Source organism: Micromonospora yasonensis (assembly GCF_026013475.1).
Classification (GTDB): Bacteria; Actinomycetota; Actinomycetes; order Mycobacteriales; family Micromonosporaceae; genus Micromonospora; species Micromonospora yasonensis.
Window position 1 is genome coordinate 1 of sequence record NZ_JAPDPH010000005.1, and the last position, 20,242, is coordinate 20,242.

Genomic DNA, 20,242 nt, shown 5'->3' on the forward strand with positions numbered 1-20,242 from the left:
GCAGACGTACGTGCTCAGCGGCCGGCAGACGGTCACCCAGGCCGAGCAGGTGCGCCTCATCGGCGAGGCGATCGGCCGTGACCTGCACTGGCAGGACGTGCCCGCCCACGCCATCCGCCCGATGCTGGCGGTGGCGATGGGCAGCCCCGCGTTCGCGGATGCGGCATTGGCGGGCTGGGCTGCCCTGGTGGAGACGCCGGAGCAGGTGACCGACGACGTGGCGGCGGTGCTCGGGCGGCCCGCACGTTCGTTCGCCCAGTGGGCCACCGACCACGCCGCCGACTTCGCCTGATCCCGCCGCCGAGACGACTGCCCTGTCTCGGTGGCGTCAGCGGACGTGGCGGAAGAACTCCCGCACGTCGCCGACCAGGAGGTCGGGTGCTTCCAGGGCGGCGAAGTGCCCGCCGCGGTCGAACTCGGCCCAGTGCACGACGTTGTGGTCGCGTTCGGCGAGGGGTCGGATGGTGATGTCGTTGGGGAACACCGCCACCCCGGTCGGTACTGACGACCGCGGCTGGGCTTGGCCCCAGGTGCGGGCGTCCTCGTAGTAGATGCGGGCGGCGGATCCGGCTGTGCCGGTCAGCCAGTACACCGAGACGTCGGTGAGGATCAGGTCGCGGTCGACAGCGTCCTCGGGTAGGCCGGCGCTCGGGTCGGTCCATTCCTTGAACTTCTCGACGATCCACGCCAACTGGCCGACGGGTGAATCGGTGAGGGCGTAGGAGATCGTCTGCGGCCGGGTCGACTGGACGATGGCGTACCCACTCATGTCCCGGCCCCAGGTCGTCATCAGCGCGAGGCGGGCCTGGTCGGCCTCGGTGAGGCCGACCAGCTCGGCCGGATCACCGGAGGGGAAGGTCCCCAGGTTGTTGACGTGCACGCCGAGCACATGAACAGGGTCGACGCGGCCGAGCTCGGGGGAGACGATCGCTCCGGTGTCGCCACCCTGGGCGCCGTAGCGGTGGTAGCCGAGGCGCCTCATCAGCTCGGCCCAGGCGTGGGCCACCCGGTTGGTGTTCCAGCCCGAGGCGGCGAGTGGGCTGGAGAAGCCGAAGCCGGGCAGCGACGGGGCCACGACGTGGAAGGCGTCAGCGGGGTCGCCGCCGTACCGGGCGGGATCGGTCAACGGGCCGATGATCTTCATGAACTCCACGACCGAGCCGGGCCAGCCGTGGGTGAGGATGAGCGGCAGCGCGTCCGGCTCGGGCGAACGCACGTGCAGGAAGTGCATCTTCTGTCCGTCGATGACGGTGGTGAACTGGGGAAATTCGTTCAGCCGTGCCTCGTGGGCGCGCCAGTCGTACGTGGTCTGCCAGTAGTCGGCCAGGTCTTTCAGGTAGTCCAGCGGCACCCCGGCCTCCCAGCCGGCGCCCGGCAACTCCTCCGGCCAACGGGTGTGGGCGAGCCGGTGGCGCAGGTCGTCGAGGCTGTCCTGGGGAATCTCGATCCGGAACGGGGTGATCTGTTCGCTCATGAGCATCACGCTAGGGGTGAGCTAGGACAGGTTTGGCCCTAGCTTGCTGGCAGACTTACGGGCATGTTGGAAACCTCCGCCCGGCTGCTGCGTCTGCTCTCGCTGCTGCAAACTCCCCGCGACTGGCCTGGTACCGACCTGGCGCAGCGTCTTGAGGTCGACGTGCGGACCGTGCGCCGCGACATCCAGAAACTGCGCGACCTCGGCTACCCGGTGCACGCCACCCCCGGCGCGGCCGGCTACCGGCTCGGCGCCGGCACGAAGCTCCCGCCGCTGCTGCTCGACGACGAGGAGGCAGTCGCCGTCGCCATCGGGCTGCGGACCGCCGCCAGCGGCACGGTCACCGGCATCGAGGAAACATCGCTACGCGCACTGGCCAAGCTCGAACAGGTACTGCCGTCGCGCGTACGTCACCGGGTCAACCTGCTGCACTCGGTCACCGTCACGGTCCCCGCCGCCGGCCCCACCGTGGACCCGGACGTGCTGACCGTCGTCGCCGGGGTCTGCCGTGAACACCAACGGCTCCGCTTCGACTATCGCAGCCACGACGGCGCCGATTCGGTACGCGACACCGAACCTCACCGGCTGGTCCACACCGGCCGGCGCTGGTACCTGGTGGGCTGGGACACCGACCGGCGCGACTGGCGCACCTACCGGGTCGACCGGATCCGTCCCCGCGTCCCGACCGGCCCTCGCTTCACCCCCCGGCAGGCACCCGACGTCGACCTCGCCGGCTACCTGGCGCACGGTGTCTCCACCGCCCCCTACCGCTATCAGGCCCGGATCACCCTGTACGCGTCGGCCGAGACGGCCGCCGAACGGATCCCGCCCACCGTCGGTGTCATCGAGGCCGTCGACTCGCACACCTGCCTCCTGCACACCGGATCGAACTCCCTCGACGAAATCGCCGTCTACGTCGCATTGTTCGGCTTCCGCTTCCGGATCCACCAGCCACCCGAACTCATCGCACACATCCGGGATCTCACCGCCCGACTGACCGAGGCCATCGAGACGTTCTGAGCTCGTGACAGCGGAAACTCGCGCGACGGCACCGATGGACCGTCGTAGGGTGGCCGGCGGCCTGTCGTACCCCAGGGGTAGGAAGGCCGGAGCGGGCGGCGAGCGGGGGTGGTCGTGGTGAGTGTGGCGGAGCGGGCCGGGCCGGGAACGGCCCGGGTGCCGGCGCTGGGGGTGCTCGGTTACTACCTGGTCGCCTACCGGCGCACCTGGCGGGCGGGCGTCTTCTCGTCCTTCCTGCTGCCGGTGCTCACGGTGGTCGGGTTCGGCGTCGGTGTCGGCGCGTACGTCAACCGGGGCGTCGGCGGGGTGCCCTACCTGGACTGGCTGGTCCCCGGCCTGATCGCGTCCGCCGCGCTGCAGACCGCGGTGGCCGAGTCGACCTGGCCGGTGCACAGCAACTTCAAGTGGATCCGGACCTACCACGCCCAGGTCGCCGCGCCGCTGCGGGTCGGCGACATCGTGGCCGGCCACCTCGCCTTCGTGCTGTTCCGGGTGGTCACCAGCGTGGTGGCGTTCCTGCTGGTGACGGCGCTGTTCGGGGCGTTGCGCTCGCCGTGGGCGCTGACCGTCCCGTTGGTGGTCCTGCTGCTCGGCCTGGCGGTGGCCGCGCCGACCTTCGCGTTCAGCGCCGCCGTGCCCAGCGACAGCTACCTGGCGCTGTTCTTCCGGTTCGCGGTGATCCCGATGACGCTCTTCGCCGGGGTGTTCTTCCCGGTGGAGCAGCTGCCGGGCGGGCTGCGCCAGCTCGCGTACCTGACCCCGCTCTGGCACGGCGTGGACCTGTGCCGGGCCGCCACGCTGGGCGTGCCTCCGCAGTGGTCGGTCGCCGGTCACCTGCTCTACCTCGCCGCCTGGGCCGCCGCCGGCTGGCTGCTGGCCACGCGCGTGTTCCGCCGCTCGCTCGTCGTCTAGGAGGATCCCGTGGTCGCTCTCGTCCTGCCCCGGCTGGTCGGCCCGGCGGGGGTGCGCCGCTCCGCCTCGGTGGCCGAGCGCAACCTCACCGCGCTGAAGAGCGCGTACTGGCTGGTGCTGCTCTCCGGCTTCCTGGAGCCGGTGCTCTACCTCTTCTCGATCGGCGTCGGGGTGGGCGCGCTGGTCGGCGACCTCACCCTGCCCGGCGGGCAGGTGGTGTCGTACGCGGCGTTCGTGGCCCCGGCGATGCTGGCCTCGTCGGCGATGAGCGGGGCGCTCTCCGAGACCACCTTCAACTTCTTCGGGAAGATGAAGTACATGAAGCTGTACGACGGGGTCATCGCGACCCCGGTGCAGCCGTTCGAGATCGCCCTCGGCGAGCTGGGCTGGGCGATGATCCGGGGCAGCCTCTACTCGGCGGCCTTCCTGGTGATCATGGTGGCGTTGGACCTGACCACCGGGCTGCGGGCGCTCCTCGCCTTCCCGGCCGCGGTGCTGGTCGGCTTCGCGTTCGGCGCGCTCGGCATGACGGTCTCCACCCTGATGCGCAGCTGGCAGGACTTCGACCTGATGGGTTCGGCCCAGTTCACCCTCTTCCTCTTCTCCGGCACGTTCGTCCCGGCCGAGGCGTATCCGGCGGTGCTGCGCTGGGTGGTCGAGGTGACCCCGCTCTACCGGTCGGTGCACCTGCTCCGGGGCATCAGCGTCGGGACGTCCGGCTGGTCGTGGCTGCTCGACCTGGCCTACCTGCTGGTGCTGACCGTCGTGATGCTGGTGGTGGCCTCCGGGCGGATGGGCCGGTTGCTCTACAAGTAGGAAGTTTTCCGCCTGCTCGTCGGGGCATCTCACGGGGACGATGCGACGACGAGGGAGGGGCGATGGCCGCCGACGAGTCTTCCGCCCAGGCCAGGCGCGACCAGGCCGGACCCGACCGGGCCGGACACGCCCGGAACGGACACGCCCGCAACGGGTACGAACGGGACCAGCCGGCCGGGCCGGACGCCGGCCCGGCCAGCCCGACCGAGCTGCCGGGCACCGGGTGGGTCGCGACGTTCAAGCGCACGGTCAAGGAGTTCCAGGAGGACAACCTCACCGACTGGGCCGCCGCGCTCACCTACTACGGGGTGCTGTCGATCTTCCCGGGCCTGCTGGTGCTGATCTCCCTGCTCGGCCTGTTCGGCGCCGGCGCCACCAAGGGCGTCGAGAACACGGTCAACCAGGTGGTGCGGGAGGACAACATCCGGCACATCATCACGATGGCGATCGAGCAGGCGGGTCGCTCCGGCGGCCTGGCCAGCCTCGCCGCGGTCCTCGGTCTGCTCGCCGCGTTCTGGTCCGCCTCCGGGTACGTCAGCGCCTTCATGCGCGCCTCCAACAGCATCTACGACGTGCCGGAGGGACGGCCGGTCTGGAAGACCCTGCCGGTCCGGCTCGGCGTCACCGCCGTGATCGGCCTGCTGCTGCTGGCCGCCGCGGTCATCGTGGTCTTCACCGGCCGCCTCGCCCAGCAGGCGGGCAGCGCCATCGGGCTCGGCTCGACCGGCGTGACGGTGTGGAACATCGCCAAGTGGCCGGTGCTGCTGGTGCTGGTCAGCCTGATGTTCGCGATCCTCTACTGGGCCTCACCGAACGCCCGGCACGGCGGCTTCCGCTGGGTCAGCCCCGGCGGCGTGCTGGCCGTGGTGATCTGGGTGGTGATCTCCGGCCTCTTCGGTGTGTACGTCAGCAACTTCGGCTCGTACAACAAGACCTACGGGGCGCTGGCCGGCGTGATCATCTTTCTGGTCTGGCTCTGGCTGAGCAACATCGCCATCCTGTTGGGCGCGGAGTTCGACGCCGAGCTGGAACGCAGCCGGGCGATCGAGGCCGGGCACCCCGCCACCGAGGAGCCGTACGTCGAGCTGCGCGACGACCGCAAGCTGAAGAAGAAGCGCAACTCGGCCCCCCGTCGCCGCTGACCCGTACGCCCCGTTCCGCCCTCGTCGCGCACCGTGCGACGAGGGCGGATGGTTTTTCTAGATCCACTCCTGCTTTTGCTCAGATGGACAAAAGTTTGGACTGGATCTGCCGAAGCTATGGACACGTCACCCCGAAGGCTCCTACTGTGTCGGACACGACACATCGCCGTTGCGTCGATGTGAACGACTCCGATGCGGAGGTGAGTCCCGGTGCGGACGGTGGACCCCCTGCACGTACAGCTCCTGCGACTGCTCCGGGACGAGGGCGCGGTCTCCCGTGCCGAACTCGGCGACCGGTTGGAGATGCCCCGCCCGCGCCTGCTGGCCGAGCTGGAGCGTCTGGTCGGCCTCGGCTACGTCGCCGAGGCCGGGCTGGCCGCCTCGCGGGGCGGCCGACGGTCCACCCTGGTCGAGCTGAGCCCGCACCTGCGCTTCGCCGCGGTCGACCTGGGCGCCAGCTCGATCGACGTCGAGGTGGTGAACGGCCGGCTGGAGACGGTGGCCGCGTACGCCGAGCAGGCCGACATCCGCTCCGGGCCGAAGGTGACCCTCCAGCGGGTCAACGAGCTGCTGCACAAGGCCAAGGTGGACGGGGCGTACGAACGGCTCGACGCGGTCGGCATCGGCGTGCCGGGGCCGGTGAGCTTCCGCGACGGGGTGCCGGTCTCGCCGCCGATCATGCCCGGCTGGGACCGGTTCCCGGTCCGCGAGCTGCTGACCCGGGAGCACGGCTGCCCGGCGGTGGTCGACAACGACGTGAACATCATGGCCATCGGCGAGCGGCACGGGGGCGTCGCCCACTCGGTGGACGACTTCCTGTTCATCAAGATCGGCACCGGCATCGGTTGCGGCATCTACCTCAACGGCGAGGTCTACCGGGGCACCGACGGCTGCGCCGGCGACATCGGCCACATCCAGGTCGACCCGAACGGTCCGATGTGCTCCTGCGGGAACGTGGGCTGCCTGGAGGCCGTCTTCAGCGGCGCCGCGCTGGCCCGGGAGGCCACTGCGGCCGCCCGCGCCGAGGTCTCGCCGGCGCTCGCCGAGCGGCTGGCGGCCCGGGGCGCGGTGACCGCGCTGGACGTGGCGCAGGGGGCGGCCGAGGGGGACGTCACCTGCATCCAGCTGATCCGCGACGGCGGCCGGCGGGTGGGCAGCGTGCTGGCCGGGCTGGTCAGCTTCACCAACCCGTCGATGATCGTGATCGGCGGCGGGCTCGCCCAGCTCGGCCACATCCTGCTCGCCGAGATCCGCAGCGTGGTCTACCGCCGCTCGCTGCCGCTGGCCACCGGCAACCTGCCGGTCGTCCTGTCCGAGCTGGGCCCGCGCGCCGGCGTTGCCGGCGCCGCCGTGCTCGCCAGCGACCTGGCCTTCGGGGAGGCGGCATGAGCGCGGCGTCCACAGACCACGGGGGACCGGCCGGCCCGGGACGGCGCGGGACGGGCGATGCCGGCCCGGGGGAGCACGCCGTCCCGGGACGGACCGATCGCAGCGAGGAGCACGACGTGACGAAGACGCCGCTGGTGGAGGCCCCCGCCGACACCGTCGCGGGCGAGGTGGTGCTGCGCCTCACCGACGTGGTCAAGACCTTCCCCGGCGTACGGGCGCTGGACGGGGTGCAGCTGGAGGTGCGCGCCGGCGAGGTGCACTGCCTGCTCGGGCAGAACGGCGCCGGCAAGTCCACCCTGATCAAGGTGCTCGCCGGGGTGCACCGGCCGGACTCCGGGGGGGTCGAGTGGCGCGGCCAGCCCGCCGCCTTCGCCAACCCGCAGGCCGCGATGCGGGCCGGGATCGCCACCATCTATCAGGAACTCGACCTGGTCGAGGACCTGTCGGTGGCGGAGAACGCCTTCCTCGGCCACGAGCCGCGCCGGCTCGGCTTCGTCCGCCGGGGCCACATGGCCCGGCGTACCCGGCAGATCCTGGCCCGGCTCGGCCACCCGGAGATCCCGCCCGGCCGGCTGGTCCGGCAGCTGCCCGCCGCCGGCAAGCAGATCGTCAGCATGGCCCGGGCGCTCTCCCACGAGGCCCGACTGATCATCATGGACGAGCCGAGCGCCGTGCTCGCCCACGACGAGGTGGGCAACCTGTTCCGGATCATCCGGGAGCTCACCGCGCAGGGCATCGCGGTCATCTACATCTCGCACCGGCTGGAGGAGATCCGCGAGATCGGCGACCGGGTCACCGTACTCAAGGACGGCCGGACCACCGCGGCGAACCTGCCGGCGCGCGACACCCCGACCCGCGACCTGGTCGCCCGGATGACCGGCCGGACCATCGAGTACGTCTTCCCGGAGCGCCCGGCCGACGACCCTGCCGGCGCGGAGCTGCTGCGGGTGGACGGGCTGACCCGGCACGGCGAGTTCGCCGACGTCTCGCTGAGCGTTCGGGCCGGGGAGATCGTCGGCATCGCCGGCCTGGTCGGCTCGGGCCGGTCCGAACTGCTGGAGACCATCTACGGCGCCCGGCGGGCACAGGCCGGCACGGTGCGGATGGGTCGTCGGACGTTGCGCCCGGGCAGCGTCGGCGCGGCCGTGAGGGCCGGCATGGGGATGGCGCCGGAGGAGCGCAAGAGCCAGGCGCTGCTGCTCGGCGAGCCGATCTACCGCAACGTCACCCTCGCCACCTTCGGCCGGTACGCCCGCCTCGGCTTCACCGACGCCGGGCGGGAACGGACCGAGGCGGCCCGGATCGCCGACTCGCTCGAACTGCGCCCCCGCGACGTACGCCGGCCGGTGCGCACCCTCTCCGGCGGCAACCAGCAGAAGGTGGTGGTCGGCCGGTGGCTGCTCGGGGACACCCGGCTGCTGCTGCTCGACGAGCCGACCCGGGGTGTCGACGTGGGCGCCCGGGCCGAGCTCTACCAGGTGGTGCGGGAACTGGCCGCGCGGGGCGTCGGGGTGCTGCTGGTCTCCAGCGAGGTGCCCGAGGTGCTCGGCCTGGCCGACCGGGTGCTGGTCATGCGGGAGGGCCGGGTGGTCCGGGAGGCCCCGGCCGGCGAACTCGACGAGAACACCGTGCTCGACCTCGTCATGGCGGGGTCCCTGATGGAAGGCGCACCGGCATGAACCGGCGCAGCGCGCAGACCGACGTGTGGATGGAGGCGGCGGCATGAGCGAGACGACACCCACGGCCACCCCGGAACGGGCGGCGGGGCTGCCGGCCCAGTCGCCGCCGGTCGACCCGGCCGAGACGGCCAAGGCCGAGGCGCCGGCGGGGCTCTCCTGGTGGCGCGGGGACGGCGGGGAGGGCGCCAAGCGCAACCTCGGCCTGCTGGCCACCCTGGTGGTGCTGGTCGTCATCGGCATCCTCACCCGGCCCGACCTCTACGGGAACGCGAGCTGGGTGTGGGGCAACACGCTCACCATCCTCAAGCTCGCCTCGGTGGTCGGCGTGGTCACCGTCGGGATGACCTTCGTGATCATCGGCGGCGGCATCGACCTGTCGGTCGGCGCGATCGTCGCGCTCGCCGGGGTCTGGTGCACCACGCTCGCCACCCAGAGCTACGGCGCCGGCGGCATGATCTTCAGCGCGCTGACCGTCGGGCTCGCCGTCGGCGTGGTGAACGGCCTGCTCATCTCGTACGGGCGGCTGGTGCCGTTCATCGCCACGCTGGCCATGATGGTGGCCGCCCGGGGCCTGGCCGCCCAGATCTCCGGCAAGCAGACCCAGGTCTCGAACAACCAGTTCATCAACGGCATCGCCAGCACCAACGTGCTCGGCATCCCGCTGCTGGTCTACATCCTCGCCGCAGTGGTGATCGCCGGCTGGGTGCTGCTCAACCGGACCACCTTCGGCCGCCGTACGGTGGCGGTCGGCGGCAACCCGGAGGCGGCCCGGCTCGCCGGCATCAACGTCCGCCGGCACACGCTGCTGCTCTACGCGCTCTCCGGCCTCTGCTGCGGCATCGCCGCGGTCATGCTGACCGCGCAGGCCACCTCCGCCCAGGCGGCGATGGCGAACCTCTACGAGCTGGACGCGATCGCCGCCGCGATCATTGGCGGCACGCTGCTCAGCGGCGGGCGGGGCACCATCGTCGGTTCCCTGCTCGGGGTAATCATCTTCTCCACCATCACCAACCTCTTCGCCATCAACGGCCTCTCCACGGAGGCGCAGAACATGGTCAAGGGCGGCATCATCGTCGCCGCCGTCCTGGTCCAGCAGGTCCAGTTCGGCAGCCTCACCCAGTTCCTCCACCGCAACCGGACCACCACCACCTGAGTTCACCGCGACACCGGCGGCCACCTCGACAGCGACGGTGGCCGGGCCCAGCACACCCTTTTTCACCCCACCACCTCATCAGGAGGCCGTTATGACAACGCAGGGTCGCGACCTGTCGCGCCGCCGGCTGCTCTTCGGCGGGGCCGCGCTCTCCGCCGGCGTAGTGCTCGCCGGCTGCACCAGCAACGAGCAGGAGCCCACCTCCGCGCAGACCAAGGCCGCGGCGACCGGCGGCAACAGCGAGCCGGGCAAGAAGGTGACCATCGGCTTCTCCGCCCCGGCCGCCGACCACGGCTGGATCGCCGCCATCACCAACAACGCCAAGGCGCAGGCCGGGGCGTACTCCGACGTGGAGCTCAAGTCGGTGGAGGCCGGCGCGGACGCGGCGGCCCAGCGCGCCGCGCTGTCCACCCTGATCTCCCAGAAGCCCGACGTGATCGTGCTGCTGCCGCACGACGGCAAGGAGCTCAACGCGTTCGGCCTGGAGGCGATGAAGGCCGGCATCCCGGTGGTCAACCTGGACCGGGCCTTCCCCGACGCCCGGGCCTACCGGCTGCAGATCAAGGGCGACAACTACGGCATGGGTGTGGCCGCCGCCACCTACATCGCCGAGCAGCTCAAGGCCAAGGGCGTCAGCAACCCGATCATCGGGGAGATCCCCGGCATCGACTCCCTGGAGCTGACCCAGGAACGCTCCAAGGGCTTCGCCGACACCCTCGCCTCGTACGGCCTGAAGGTGGCCAACCGCCGCCCGGCCGAGTTCACCGCCGACTCGGGGCAGCAGGCCGCCACCGGCCTGTTCCAGGCGCTGCCCAAGATCGACGCGATCTGGAACCACGACGACGACCAGGGCATCGGGGTCCTCGCCGCGGTCAACCAGGCCAACCGCAAGGACTTCTTCATGGTCGGCGGCGCCGGCTCGAAGAAGGCGATGGAGGACATCAAGGCCGACAACACCGTGCTGAAGGCGACCGTCACCTACAGCCCCTCGATGGCCTCCTCGGCCATCTCGCTGGCCCGGCTCATCGGCCAGAAGAAGGGCATGTCGGACCTGGTGGAGCTCCAGGTCCCGAAGGAGATCGTGCTCGCCTCGGAGACGATCACCAAGGAGAACGCGAGCGACTACCTGAAGCTCGGGTTCTGACACACGGGGGGAGACCCACCTTGTCCACTCACGACAGACTCCTGCGGGTCGGCATGGTCGGCTACGCGTTCATGGGCGCCGCGCACTCCCAGGCGTGGCGCACCGTGAACCGGGTGTACGACCTGCCCGCGCGGGTGCGGATGGCGCTCATCAGCGGCCGGGACGGCGCGAAGGTGGCCGAGGCCGCCGACCGGCTCGGCTGGGAGGGGCACACCACGGACTGGCGCCGCCTGGTCGAGTCCGATGAGATCGACGTGGTCGACATCTGCACACCAGGGGACAGCCACTGCGAGATCGCCATCGCCGCGTTGGCCGCCGGCAAGCACGTGCTCTGCGAGAAACCCCTCGCGAACACCGTCGCCGAGGCCCGGGAGATGGCGGCGGCCGCCGCCCGCGCCCGGACCGCCGGGGTACGCACGATGTGCGGGTTCAACTATCGCCGGGTGCCCGCGGTCACCATGATGCGGCAGCTCGTCGCCGACGGGCGGCTCGGCGAGATCCGGCACGTCCGCGCGGTGTACCTGCAGGACTGGATCGTCGATCCGCAGTTCCCGCTGGTCTGGCGGTTGCAGAAGGACAAGGCGGGCTCCGGCGCGCTGGGTGACATCGGTGCGCACATCATCGACCTCACCCAGTTCGTCACCGGCCAGCTGATCACCGGGGTCAGCGCGGCGACCGAGACCTTCGTCAAGGAACGGCCGTTGCCGGCCGGGTCGAGCGGCCTGGCTGCGCAGGCCGACGGCCACGGCCAGGCGATGGGCGAGGTCACGGTGGACGACGCGGCGGTCTTCGTGGCCCGGCTCGACGGGGGCGCGCTCGCCACGTACGAGGCGAGCCGGTTCGCCACGGGCCGCAAGAACGCGCTCCGGGTGGAGATCAACGGATCGCTCGGCTCGGTGGTGTTCGACCTGGAACGCCTCAACGAGCTGGAGTTCTACGACGCCACCCGGCCCAGCGCCGAGCAGGGCTTCACCCGGATCCTGGTGACCGAGCCGGAGCACCCGTACCTGTCGGCCTGGTGGCCGCCCGGCCACATCATCGGCTACGAGCACTCCTTCACCCATCAGATGCGCGACTTCGTCGAGGCGGTCGCCACCGGCACCGACCCGGCGCCGTCGTTCGCCGACGCGTTGCAGGTCCAGCTCGTGCTGGACGCGGTGGCCCGATCGGCCGAGCTGGCCACGTGGACGGAGGTGGAGCCCGCGCTGGCCGAACTGGCCGCCTGACCCGACGCGGCGCCCGCCGGCGCCGCCCGACCAGCTTCCCGGAGTCGACCGGCGAGGGCCCGCCGCGGTTGCGCCCCGCGGCGGGGACGAGGTCGACCTCGGGAAGCGTGCCGCCGGAGTCCTCCGCGGCACGACCAGCACGGCCGTCCGGTGCGGCCGGACCGGGATTCCCCGGCCGCACCGGCGGGCCGGCCCGACGAGGACGGAAAGGAAACACGATGCGTACGGGTGTCTGGCTGGTGGGAGCGCGCGGTTCGGTCGCGACCACCAGCATCGTCGGGGCACTGGCCCTGCGGGCCGGGCTCACCGGCCCGACCGGCTGCGTCACCGAGCTGCCCGACCTGCGCGGGCCGGCCCTGCCGGCCTTCGCCGACCTGGTATTCGGCGGCCACGACGTGGTGGCGTGTCCGCTCACCAAACGGGCCGAGGCGCTCGCCACCGCCGGGGTGGTGCCCGGCCGGCTGGTGGACGCCCTCGCCGGGGAACTGGCCGGCGTCGAGGAGGAGTTGCGGCCCGCCCCCAGCGGGGGCACCCAGGCGGACCGGATCGACGCGGTGGCCCGCGACCTGACCGCCTTCCGGGACGGGCACCGGCTGGACCGGGTGGTGGTGGTCAACGTCTCCGCCACCGAACCGGCCCCCGCCGCGCACCCGGCCCACCACGACCTCGCCGCGCTCCGGGACGCGCTCGCCGGCCCCGCCGACGTGCTGCCGCCCAGCTCGGCGTACGCGTACGCGGCGTTCACCGCCGGCTGCCCGTACGTCGACTTCACGCCGTCCACCGGGGCCCGGCTGCCCGCCCTGGCGGCGCTGGCCGCCGAACGCGGCCTGCCGTACGCCGGGCACGACGGCAAGACCGGGGAGACCCTGGTCAAGTCGGTGCTCGCGCCGATGTTCGCGATGCGGAACCTGGCGGTGCGCTCCTGGTCCGGGCTGAACCTGCTCGGCGGCGGGGACGGTGCCACGCTCGCCGAGCCGGCCGCGAACGCGGCCAAGGTGGCCAGCAAGCAGCGGGTGCTCGGGGAGACCCTCGGCTACGTCCCGCAGGGCGACACCCGGATCGACCACGTGGCGGAGCTGGGCGACTTCAAGACCGCCTGGGACCTGGTCACCTTCGCCGGTTTCCTCGGCACCGGGATGCGGATGGAGTTCACCTGGCACGGCTGCGACTCGGCGCTGGCCGCCCCGCTGGTGCTCGACCTGGCCCGGATCACCGCCGCCGCGCACGCCGCCGGCCGCACCGGGCCGCTGACCGAGCTGGCCTTCTTCTTCAAGGACGGCATCGGCGCACCCACCCACTCGCTGGCCGAGCAGTGGACCCTGCTCCGCGACTTCGTCGCCGGCCTGCACGCCGGGACGACCCGATGAGTCGCCTCGCCGACCTCGCCGAGCTGGTCCGGGCGCCCGCCGCGCTCTCCGTACCGGGGGACGTGCTGGCCGGCGCGGCGGCGGCCGGCACGCTGGACCGGCGTACGCCCGCGCTGGCCGGGGCGTCGGTGCTGCTCTACTGGGCCGGCATGGCGGGCAACGACTGGGCCGACCGGCGGCTGGACGCGGTCGAACGCCCCGAGCGACCGATCCCGTCGGGCCGGGTCCACCCGGCCGCCGCGCTCGGTGTCGCCGCCGGCCTGACCGCCGCGGGAGTCGCCCTCGCCACCGCCGCCGGTGGCCGGCGCGCCGCCGCCGTCGCGGTTCCGCTCGCCGCCGCGATCTGGGGGTACGACCTGCTCGCCAAGGACACCGCGGCCGGTCCGGCCGTGATGGCCGCCTGCCGGGGCCTGGACGTCCTGCTCGGCGCGAGCGCCGGGCCGGGCCGCCGGGGTGCGGCGCGACCCGTGCGGCGGGCGGCGCCGGCGTTGCTCCGGGCGGTGCCGGCGGCGCTGACCGTGGCCGCGCACACCTGGACCGTCACCGCGCTGTCCCGGCGCGAGGTCTCCGGCGCGGACCGGCGGCTGCCCCGGGCCACCCTGGCCGGCACCGCCCTGGTCGCGGCCACCGCGCTGGGCCGCGCCGACCCGGTCCCGATGGCGCTCGCCGCCGGCTACGCCACCCGGTACGGCGCCGCGCAGGCGAAGGTGCTCGCCGACCCGTCGCCGCCCCGGGTACGGGCCGCCGTCGGCGCGGGCATCACCGGGCTGCCCGCCCTGCAGGGCGCGCTGACCGCCCGGGCCGGCGCCCGGTACCTCGGCCTCGCCGTCGCCGCGGCCGCGCCGCTCGGCCGCCGCCTGGCCCGACTCATCTCACCGACATGACCGCCCGACCGGCGCTCGACCCCACCGCCCTGCGCTTCGGGTACGGGACCAACGGCTTCGCCAACCACCGCCTCACCGACGCGCTCGCGGTCCTGGCCGACCTCGGCTACCACGGCGTGGCGCTCACCCTGGACCACGACCACCTGGACCCGTTCGCGCCGGAGCTGGCCCGCCGGGTCGCCGCCGTCGCCGGGCGGCTGAGCGCCCTCGGTCTCGGGGTGGTGGTCGAGACCGGGGCCCGCTACCTGCTCGACCCGTGGCACAAGCACGCCCCGACGCTGCTGCACGACGACCCGGCGCTGCGGATCGAGTTCCTCCGCCGGGCGGTCCGGATCGGCGCGGACCTGGGCGCGGAGGCGGTCTCCTTCTGGGCCGGCGTACGCCCGCCCGAGGTGCCGGCCGAAGTCGCCCGGGACCGCCTGGTCGCTGGCTGCGCCACGGTGTGCGCCGAGGCGGAGGCGGCCGGCGTGCCGCTCGGTTTCGAACCCGAGCCGGGAATGCTGGTCGAGGACATCGCCGGGTGGCGGTGGCTGCGCGACGCGCTCGGCGCGCCGCCCCGGTTCGGCATCACCCTCGATATCGGGCACTGCCGCTGCCTCGAGCCGGCCCCGGTGCCCGACTGCGTGGCCGCGGTCGCCGAGCACCTGGTCAACGTGCAGATCGACGACATGCGCCGGGGTGTGCACGAGCACCTGGAGTTCGGCACCGGCGAGATCGACTTCCCGCCGGTGCTGCGCGCCCTCGCCGACGCCGGCTACCGCGGGCTGGTGGCGGTGGAGCTGCCCCGGCACTCGCACGCCGCGCCGGCCGTCGCCGCCCGCTCACTCGACTTCCTGCGCACCGCCGCCAAAGGCGGTGGCTGACCACCTGCCATCCGCTGGAAAGGGGAGACGGCATGACACCCGACCGACTGCGCGCCGCGCTGCACGACGTATCCGATCCGCAATGGTTGGACGCGGCCCTGCGCCGCGTCGCCACCGAACCCGCCGCGATCGCGCGGCTGTTCGCCGCCGCCGCCCGGCGGTGCGGTCGGGGGCCGCTTCCCGACCCGCCCGGCTGGACCGCCGACGAGGCCGCCCGGGCGCTGCTGCTCACCGCGCTCCCCGGCGACCACGCCGTGCTGGCCGACTCGCTATACCGGCACGGCGACGCCGCCGAGAAGCGGGCCGTGCTGCGCGCCCTGCCGCTGCTGCCGATCGGGGCCGAGTGCGTGCCGCTGCTGCACGACGCGATCCGCACCAACGACACCCGCCTGATCGCTGCCGCGCTCGGCCCGTACGCCCGGCACCTTGAGCAGGCGGCCTGGCGGCAGGCCGTGCTGAAGTGCGTCTTCACCGGCGTACCGCTGGCCGTGGTGGACGACCTGGACGGCCGGGCGGACGGCGAGCTGGCGGCGATGCTGGCCGCGCTCGCCGCCGAACGGTACGCAGCCGGCCGGAGCATGCCGGCCGACGCCACCGACCTGCTCGCCCGGCTCGGCGCCGGCTCGCACCCCACCACCGCCTTGGAGGCGTGATGCGCATCTTCGACCCGCACATCCACATGACGTCCCGGACCACCGACGACTACGAGCGGATGGCCGCCGCCGGGGTACGCGCGGTGGTGGAGCCGGCGTTCTGGCTCGGCCAGCCGCGCACCAGCGTCGACTCGTTCGTCGACTACTTCGACTCGCTGATCGGCTGGGAGCCGTTCCGGGCCGGGCAGTTCGGCGTCCGGCACCACGCCACCGTGGCGCTGAACCCGAAGGAGGCCAACGACCCGCGCTGCCGCCCGGTGCTCGACGTGCTCCCGCGCTACCTGGACAAGGACGGCGTGGTCGCGGTCGGCGAGATCGGCTACGACTCGATGACCCCGGCCGAGGACGCCGCCTTCGCCGGCCAGCTCGCCCTGGCCGTGGCGCACGACCTGCCGGCCCTGGTGCACACCCCGCACCGGGACAAGGCGCGCGGGGTCGAGCGGACCCTGGCCGTGGTGGCCGAGTCCGGTATCGAACCCGGCCGGGTGCTGGTCGACCACCTCAACGAGGTCACCGTGAAGCTGGTCCGGGACACCGGCTGCTGGCTGGGCTTCTCCATCTACCCGGAGACCAAGATGTCGCCGCCCCGGATGGTCGAGCTGCTGAAGACGTACGGGACCGAGCGGATGCTGGTCAACTCGGCCGCCGACTGGGGGCGCTCCGACCCGCTGCTCACCCGGGCCACCGGGGAGGCGATGCTGCTCGCCGGGTTCACCGAGGACGACGTGGACCGGGTGCTGTGGCGCAACCCGGTGGAGTTCTACGGCCAGTCCGGGCGGCTGGACCTCAGCGACCTGGACGCGCCGGAGCCCACCTTCGCCGGCAACTCGATCCTGCGCGGGGGCGAGTGATGCGGTTCCGGCACCCCGACGGCAGCACCGTCCATCTCGGCTACTGCACCAACGTCCACCCCGCCGAGGACCTGGCCGGCGTCCTCGCCCAGCTCGACACGTACGCGGTCAACGTCCGGCGGGTGCTCGACACCGACCTGCTCGGCCTGGGACTCTGGCTGGCCGCCCCGGTCGCCGCCGAACTGGCCGCCGACCCGGCGGCCCGCCGCTGGCTCCGCCACGAGCTGGACGTGCGCGGGCTCGAGGTGGTCACCCTCAACGGCTTCCCGTACGCGGCCTTCCAGGCGCCGGTGGTGAAGCACGCGGTCTACCACCCGGACTGGACCACCCCGGAGCGGCTGGCGTACACCCTCGACCTGGCCCGGGTGCTGGCCGACCTGCTGCCCGACGACGCGGCCCGGGGCTCGATCTCCACTCTGCCGCTGGCCTGGCGGACGCCGTGGGACGCCGGTCGGGCCGACGCGGCCCGGCGCCGCCTCGACGAGCTGGCCGCCGGACTCGCGGCGGTGGAGCGGGAGACCGGCCGGACCATCCGGGTCGGCTTCGAACCGGAACCGGGTTGTCTCGTGGAGTCCACGGGACAGGCGGCCGAGGTATTGTCAACCATGGATACCGATCGGCTCGGGGTCTGCCTGGATCTGGCTCACCTCGCCTGCGCCTGGGAGGAGCCCGTCGAGGCGCTCGGGCGACTCCGGGCCGCCGGGCTGCCGGTGGTCAAGGTGCAGGTCTCCGCCGCCGTCGCGGCAGCCGACCCGGCCGCGTCCCGCGACGCGCTGCGCCGCTGGGTCGAGCCGCGCTTCCTGCACCAGACCAGGTCCGCCGGCTGCGCGGGCACCACCGACCCGGCCCACCCCGGGTACGCGGCCGACGACCTGGACGCCGCCCTCGACGCGCGCCTGCCCGGGCCGTGGCGGGTGCACTACCACGTGCCGCTGCACGCCCCGCCCGAGCCGCCGCTGGCCTCCACCGTGCCGGTGCTGCGGGCCGCCCTCGCCGAGCTCTACGCCGGACCGGTCGCCGGCTGCGACCACCTCGACGTCGAGACGTACACCTGGGGGGTGCTGCCGGAGTCGCGGCGGCCGCGCACCGGCGGGGAGCTGGCCGTCGGTATCGCCGCCGAGCTGGCCTTCACCCGCGCCGAACTGGCCGGCCTCGGCCTGGCCACGACCGTGGGGGTGGGCCGGTGAGCAAGCGTCTGGTGGTCCTGGACGTGGTGGGGCTGACCCCGCGGCTGCTGGCGCACATGCCCCGGCTGCGCGCGGTCGCCGAGGCCGGGTTCGCCGCCGAGCTGGGCACCGTGCTGCCGGCGGTCACCTGCTCGGTGCAGTCCACCTTCCTCACCGGCGAACCGCCGTCCGGGCACGGCATCGTCGGCAACGGCTGGTACTTCCGCGACCTCGGCGAGGTGTTCCTCTGGCGGCAGCACAACGCGCTGGTCGGCGGGGAGAAGCTGTGGCAGGCGGCCCGGCGGGTGGAGCCCGGCTACCGGGTGGCCAACGTCTGCTGGTGGTACGCGATGGGCGCCGACGTGGACTGGACGGTGACGCCCCGACCGATCTACTACGCCGACGGGCGCAAGGAACCGGACTGCTGGACCGACCCGCCCGAGCTGCACGACGCCCTGACCGACCGGCTCGGCACCTTCCCGCTGTTCACCTACTGGGGGCCGGGCGCCGGGCTGCCCTCGTCCCGGTGGATCTGCCGGGCCGCCGAGCAGATCCTCGCCGAGCAGTCGCCCGACCTGACCCTGGTGTACGTGCCGCACCTCGACTACGACCTGCAACGCTTCGGGCCGTCCGCGCCTGAGGCCGCCGCTGCGGCGGCGGAGCTGGACGGGGTGCTCGCACCGCTGCTGGACGCCGCCCGGGCGCGGGAGGCAACGGTGGTGGTGCTGTCCGAGTACGGCATCACCGACGTCTCCCGCCCGGTCGACGTGAACCGGCTGCTGCGCGCGGAGGGGCTGCTGCGGGTCTACACCCAGGCCGGGATGGAGTACCTGGACCCGTGGACGTCGCGGGCGTTCGCGGTCGCCGACCACCAGGTGGCGCACGTCTACGTGAAGGACCCGGCGGACGTGCCGGCGGTGGCGAAGCTGTGCGCGGCGCTGCCCGGGGTGGCCGAGGTGCTGGACGCCGCCGGCCAGGCCGGGTACGGGCTGGACCACGCGCGCTCCGGTGAGCTGGTGCTGGTGGCCGAGCCGGACGCCTGGTTCACCTACTACTACTGGCTCGACGACGCCCGCGCGCCCGACTTCGCCCGGCTGGTGGAGATCCATCGCAAACCCGGTTACGACCCGGCCGAGCTGTTCTTCGATCCGGCCGCGCCCGGCGCCGCGAAGCGGCGGGCGGCGGTGGCCCTGGCCCGCAAGAAGCTCGGCATGCGGTATCTGATGAGCGTGGTCGGGCTGGACGCCGGGGCGCGGGCGGTCCGCGGCTCGCACGGCCGGCTGCCCGCCGACCCGGCCGACGGGCCGGTGCTGCTCTGCTCCGACCCCGCGGCGGCCCGGGACCGGTTCGCCGCCACCGACGTCAAGGCCCTGCTGCTCCAGCTCGCCGGATTGGCCTCGGAGGCGCCATGACCCTCGCCGTCGCACCGACCGACCCGACCCTGCTGCGGGACCGCTTCGACGCCGCGCTCGCCGCGTTCCTGCGGGAACGGGGGCCGGGTCGGTCGGACGACGGGACGCGGGACGTCCACGCCGTGCTCCGCCGGTTCGTCCTGGCCGGTGGCAAGCGGTTGCGGCCGCTGTTCTGCTACTGGGGCTGGCGGGGCTTCGGCGGCCCCGACGATCAGCCGATCGTGGTCGCGTCGGCGGCCCTGGAGCTGTTCCACGCCTTCGCCCTGATCCACGACGACATTCTCGACGGCAGCGACCGCCGGCGCGGCGAACCCACCGTGCACCGGGTCTTCGCCGACCTGCACACCCGGTCCGGCTGGTACGGCGACCCCGACGCGTACGGCCGGGACACGGCCCTGCTCTGCGGCGACCTCTGCGCCGCCTGGTCGGGTCAGATGTTCCACGGCTGCGGGCTGGACCACGAGCGGATCCGGCGGGGGCACGTCCTCTTCGCCCGGATGCGGGTCGAGGTGATCGCGGGGGAGTACCTGGATGTGGTGGGCGCCGCGGGTGAAGGGTCGGTGGCCGAGGCCCTGACCGTGATCCGGTTGAAGACGGCGCGCTACACGGTGACCCGGCCGGTGCAGATCGGCGCGGCCCTGGCCGGCGCGGCCCCGGACCTGGTGGCGGCGCTGGCGGACTTCGGCGACCCGCTCGGCGAGGCCTTCCAGCTGCGCGACGACCTGCTCGGCGTCTTCGGCGACCCGGCGGTCACCGGCAAGTCCAACCTGGACGACCTGCGGGAGGGGAAGGCGACCGTGCTGCTGGCGCTGGCCCGCGCCGGCGCCGATCCGGCCCGGGCGGCCCGACTGCGGGCCCTGGTCGGCGACCCCGGCCTGGACCAGACGGGCGCCGCCGAGGTCCGCGAGATCATCGAGGCCACCGGGGCCCGGGCGGCGGTGGAGCGGATGATCCGGGCCCGGGCCGATGCCGCGCTGGCCGCGCTGGGCCGGCTGCCGCTGGCGGAACCGGCCCGGGCCGCCCTGGCCGACCTGGCCGCCCGCGCCGCCCACCGTCGCCACTGAGCGAGAAGGAAGGGCCCCTTGTTAACG

At 73.3% G+C, this 20,242-nt stretch carries 18 protein-coding genes and 1 pseudogene; 18 read left to right on the plus strand and 1 reads right to left on the minus strand.

The features are described from left to right. A pseudogene (locus ONA70_RS02065) lies at nucleotides 1-292 on the plus strand (NmrA family transcriptional regulator); the annotation flags it as partial. Nucleotides 293-328: 36 nt separating this feature from the next. On the opposite strand, the gene ONA70_RS02070 reads toward ONA70_RS02065, so the two are convergent. Beyond that, a complete protein-coding gene (locus tag ONA70_RS02070) occupies nucleotides 329-1,474 on the minus strand; it encodes an epoxide hydrolase family protein (RefSeq protein WP_406601128.1) in 1,146 nt (381 codons plus the stop codon). A gap of 63 nt (nucleotides 1,475-1,537) precedes the next feature. Here ONA70_RS02070 and ONA70_RS02075 point away from each other — a divergent pair, with 63 nt between their 5' ends. The 17 genes from ONA70_RS02075 (at nucleotide 1,538) to ONA70_RS02155 (ending at nucleotide 20,215) form a co-directional block, all read left to right on the plus strand. After that, nucleotides 1,538-2,494 carry a helix-turn-helix transcriptional regulator gene (locus ONA70_RS02075; RefSeq protein WP_265004582.1) on the plus strand — a complete coding sequence of 319 codons (957 nt, stop codon included), beginning with the start codon at nucleotides 1,538-1,540 and terminating at the stop codon, nucleotides 2,492-2,494. A 114-nt stretch (nucleotides 2,495-2,608) separates the two neighbouring features. Further along, nucleotides 2,609-3,406, plus strand: coding sequence for an ABC transporter permease (locus ONA70_RS02080; RefSeq protein ID WP_265004583.1), 798 nt, complete (start codon nucleotides 2,609-2,611; stop codon nucleotides 3,404-3,406). A 9-nt stretch (nucleotides 3,407-3,415) separates the two neighbouring features. Next, nucleotides 3,416-4,222: an ABC transporter permease gene (locus tag ONA70_RS02085; RefSeq protein WP_265004584.1), complete on the plus strand. Its 807-nt coding sequence runs from the start codon at nucleotides 3,416-3,418 to the stop codon at nucleotides 4,220-4,222. Nucleotides 4,223-4,284: 62 nt separating this feature from the next. After that, complete coding sequence (locus ONA70_RS02090) at nucleotides 4,285-5,364, plus strand: YihY/virulence factor BrkB family protein (RefSeq protein WP_265004585.1); 1,080 nt, start codon at nucleotides 4,285-4,287, stop codon at nucleotides 5,362-5,364. Between the two features lie 210 nt (nucleotides 5,365-5,574). Further along, nucleotides 5,575-6,753, plus strand: a complete 1,179-nt coding sequence (locus ONA70_RS02095; RefSeq protein ID WP_265004586.1) for an ROK family transcriptional regulator — start codon at nucleotides 5,575-5,577, stop codon at nucleotides 6,751-6,753. A gap of 116 nt (nucleotides 6,754-6,869) precedes the next feature. Next, nucleotides 6,870-8,432: a sugar ABC transporter ATP-binding protein gene (locus ONA70_RS02100; RefSeq protein WP_265004587.1), complete on the plus strand. Its 1,563-nt coding sequence runs from the start codon at nucleotides 6,870-6,872 to the stop codon at nucleotides 8,430-8,432. 43 nt (nucleotides 8,433-8,475) lie between these two features. Then, the gene (locus ONA70_RS02105; RefSeq protein WP_265004588.1) at nucleotides 8,476-9,585 is read left to right on the plus strand and encodes an ABC transporter permease; all 1,110 of its coding nucleotides are present in this window, start codon (nucleotides 8,476-8,478) and stop codon (nucleotides 9,583-9,585) included. 91 nt (nucleotides 9,586-9,676) lie between these two features. Next, nucleotides 9,677-10,729 (plus strand): substrate-binding domain-containing protein, encoded by a 1,053-nt coding sequence (locus tag ONA70_RS02110; protein WP_265004589.1) that lies wholly within the window; start codon nucleotides 9,677-9,679, stop codon nucleotides 10,727-10,729. Nucleotides 10,730-10,749: 20 nt separating this feature from the next. Then, entirely contained in the window at nucleotides 10,750-11,955 is a 1,206-nt protein-coding gene (locus ONA70_RS02115; RefSeq protein WP_265004590.1) for a Gfo/Idh/MocA family protein, read from the plus strand. Nucleotides 11,956-12,173: 218 nt separating this feature from the next. Further along, the gene (locus ONA70_RS02120; protein ID WP_265004591.1) at nucleotides 12,174-13,322 is read left to right on the plus strand and encodes an inositol-3-phosphate synthase; all 1,149 of its coding nucleotides are present in this window, start codon (nucleotides 12,174-12,176) and stop codon (nucleotides 13,320-13,322) included. Continuing rightward, the gene (locus ONA70_RS02125) at nucleotides 13,319-14,206 is read left to right on the plus strand and encodes an SCO3242 family prenyltransferase (RefSeq protein WP_265004592.1); all 888 of its coding nucleotides are present in this window, start codon (nucleotides 13,319-13,321) and stop codon (nucleotides 14,204-14,206) included. The genes ONA70_RS02120 and ONA70_RS02125 overlap by 4 nt, the downstream gene beginning before the upstream one ends. Then, on the plus strand, nucleotides 14,203-15,069 hold the full coding sequence (locus ONA70_RS02130) for a sugar phosphate isomerase/epimerase family protein (RefSeq protein WP_265004593.1): 867 nt from the start codon (nucleotides 14,203-14,205) through the stop codon (nucleotides 15,067-15,069). The genes ONA70_RS02125 and ONA70_RS02130 overlap by 4 nt, the downstream gene beginning before the upstream one ends. A 32-nt stretch (nucleotides 15,070-15,101) precedes the next feature. After that, nucleotides 15,102-15,722 (plus strand): EboA domain-containing protein, encoded by a 621-nt coding sequence (locus tag ONA70_RS02135; RefSeq protein WP_265004594.1) that lies wholly within the window; start codon nucleotides 15,102-15,104, stop codon nucleotides 15,720-15,722. Further along, nucleotides 15,722-16,573, plus strand: coding sequence for a TatD family hydrolase (locus ONA70_RS02140; RefSeq protein WP_265004595.1), 852 nt, complete (start codon nucleotides 15,722-15,724; stop codon nucleotides 16,571-16,573). The genes ONA70_RS02135 and ONA70_RS02140 overlap by 1 nt, the downstream gene beginning before the upstream one ends. After that, nucleotides 16,573-17,760 carry a metabolite traffic protein EboE gene (gene eboE, locus ONA70_RS02145; protein ID WP_265004596.1) on the plus strand — a complete coding sequence of 396 codons (1,188 nt, stop codon included), beginning with the start codon at nucleotides 16,573-16,575 and terminating at the stop codon, nucleotides 17,758-17,760. Before ONA70_RS02140 ends, eboE begins: the two co-directional genes overlap by 1 nt. Then, nucleotides 17,757-19,151, plus strand: coding sequence for an alkaline phosphatase family protein (locus ONA70_RS02150; RefSeq protein ID WP_265004597.1), 1,395 nt, complete (start codon nucleotides 17,757-17,759; stop codon nucleotides 19,149-19,151). Before eboE ends, ONA70_RS02150 begins: the two co-directional genes overlap by 4 nt. Further along, nucleotides 19,148-20,215, plus strand: coding sequence for a polyprenyl synthetase family protein (locus tag ONA70_RS02155; protein ID WP_265004598.1), 1,068 nt, complete (start codon nucleotides 19,148-19,150; stop codon nucleotides 20,213-20,215). Before ONA70_RS02150 ends, ONA70_RS02155 begins: the two co-directional genes overlap by 4 nt. Nucleotides 20,216-20,242: the final 27 nt, after the last annotated feature.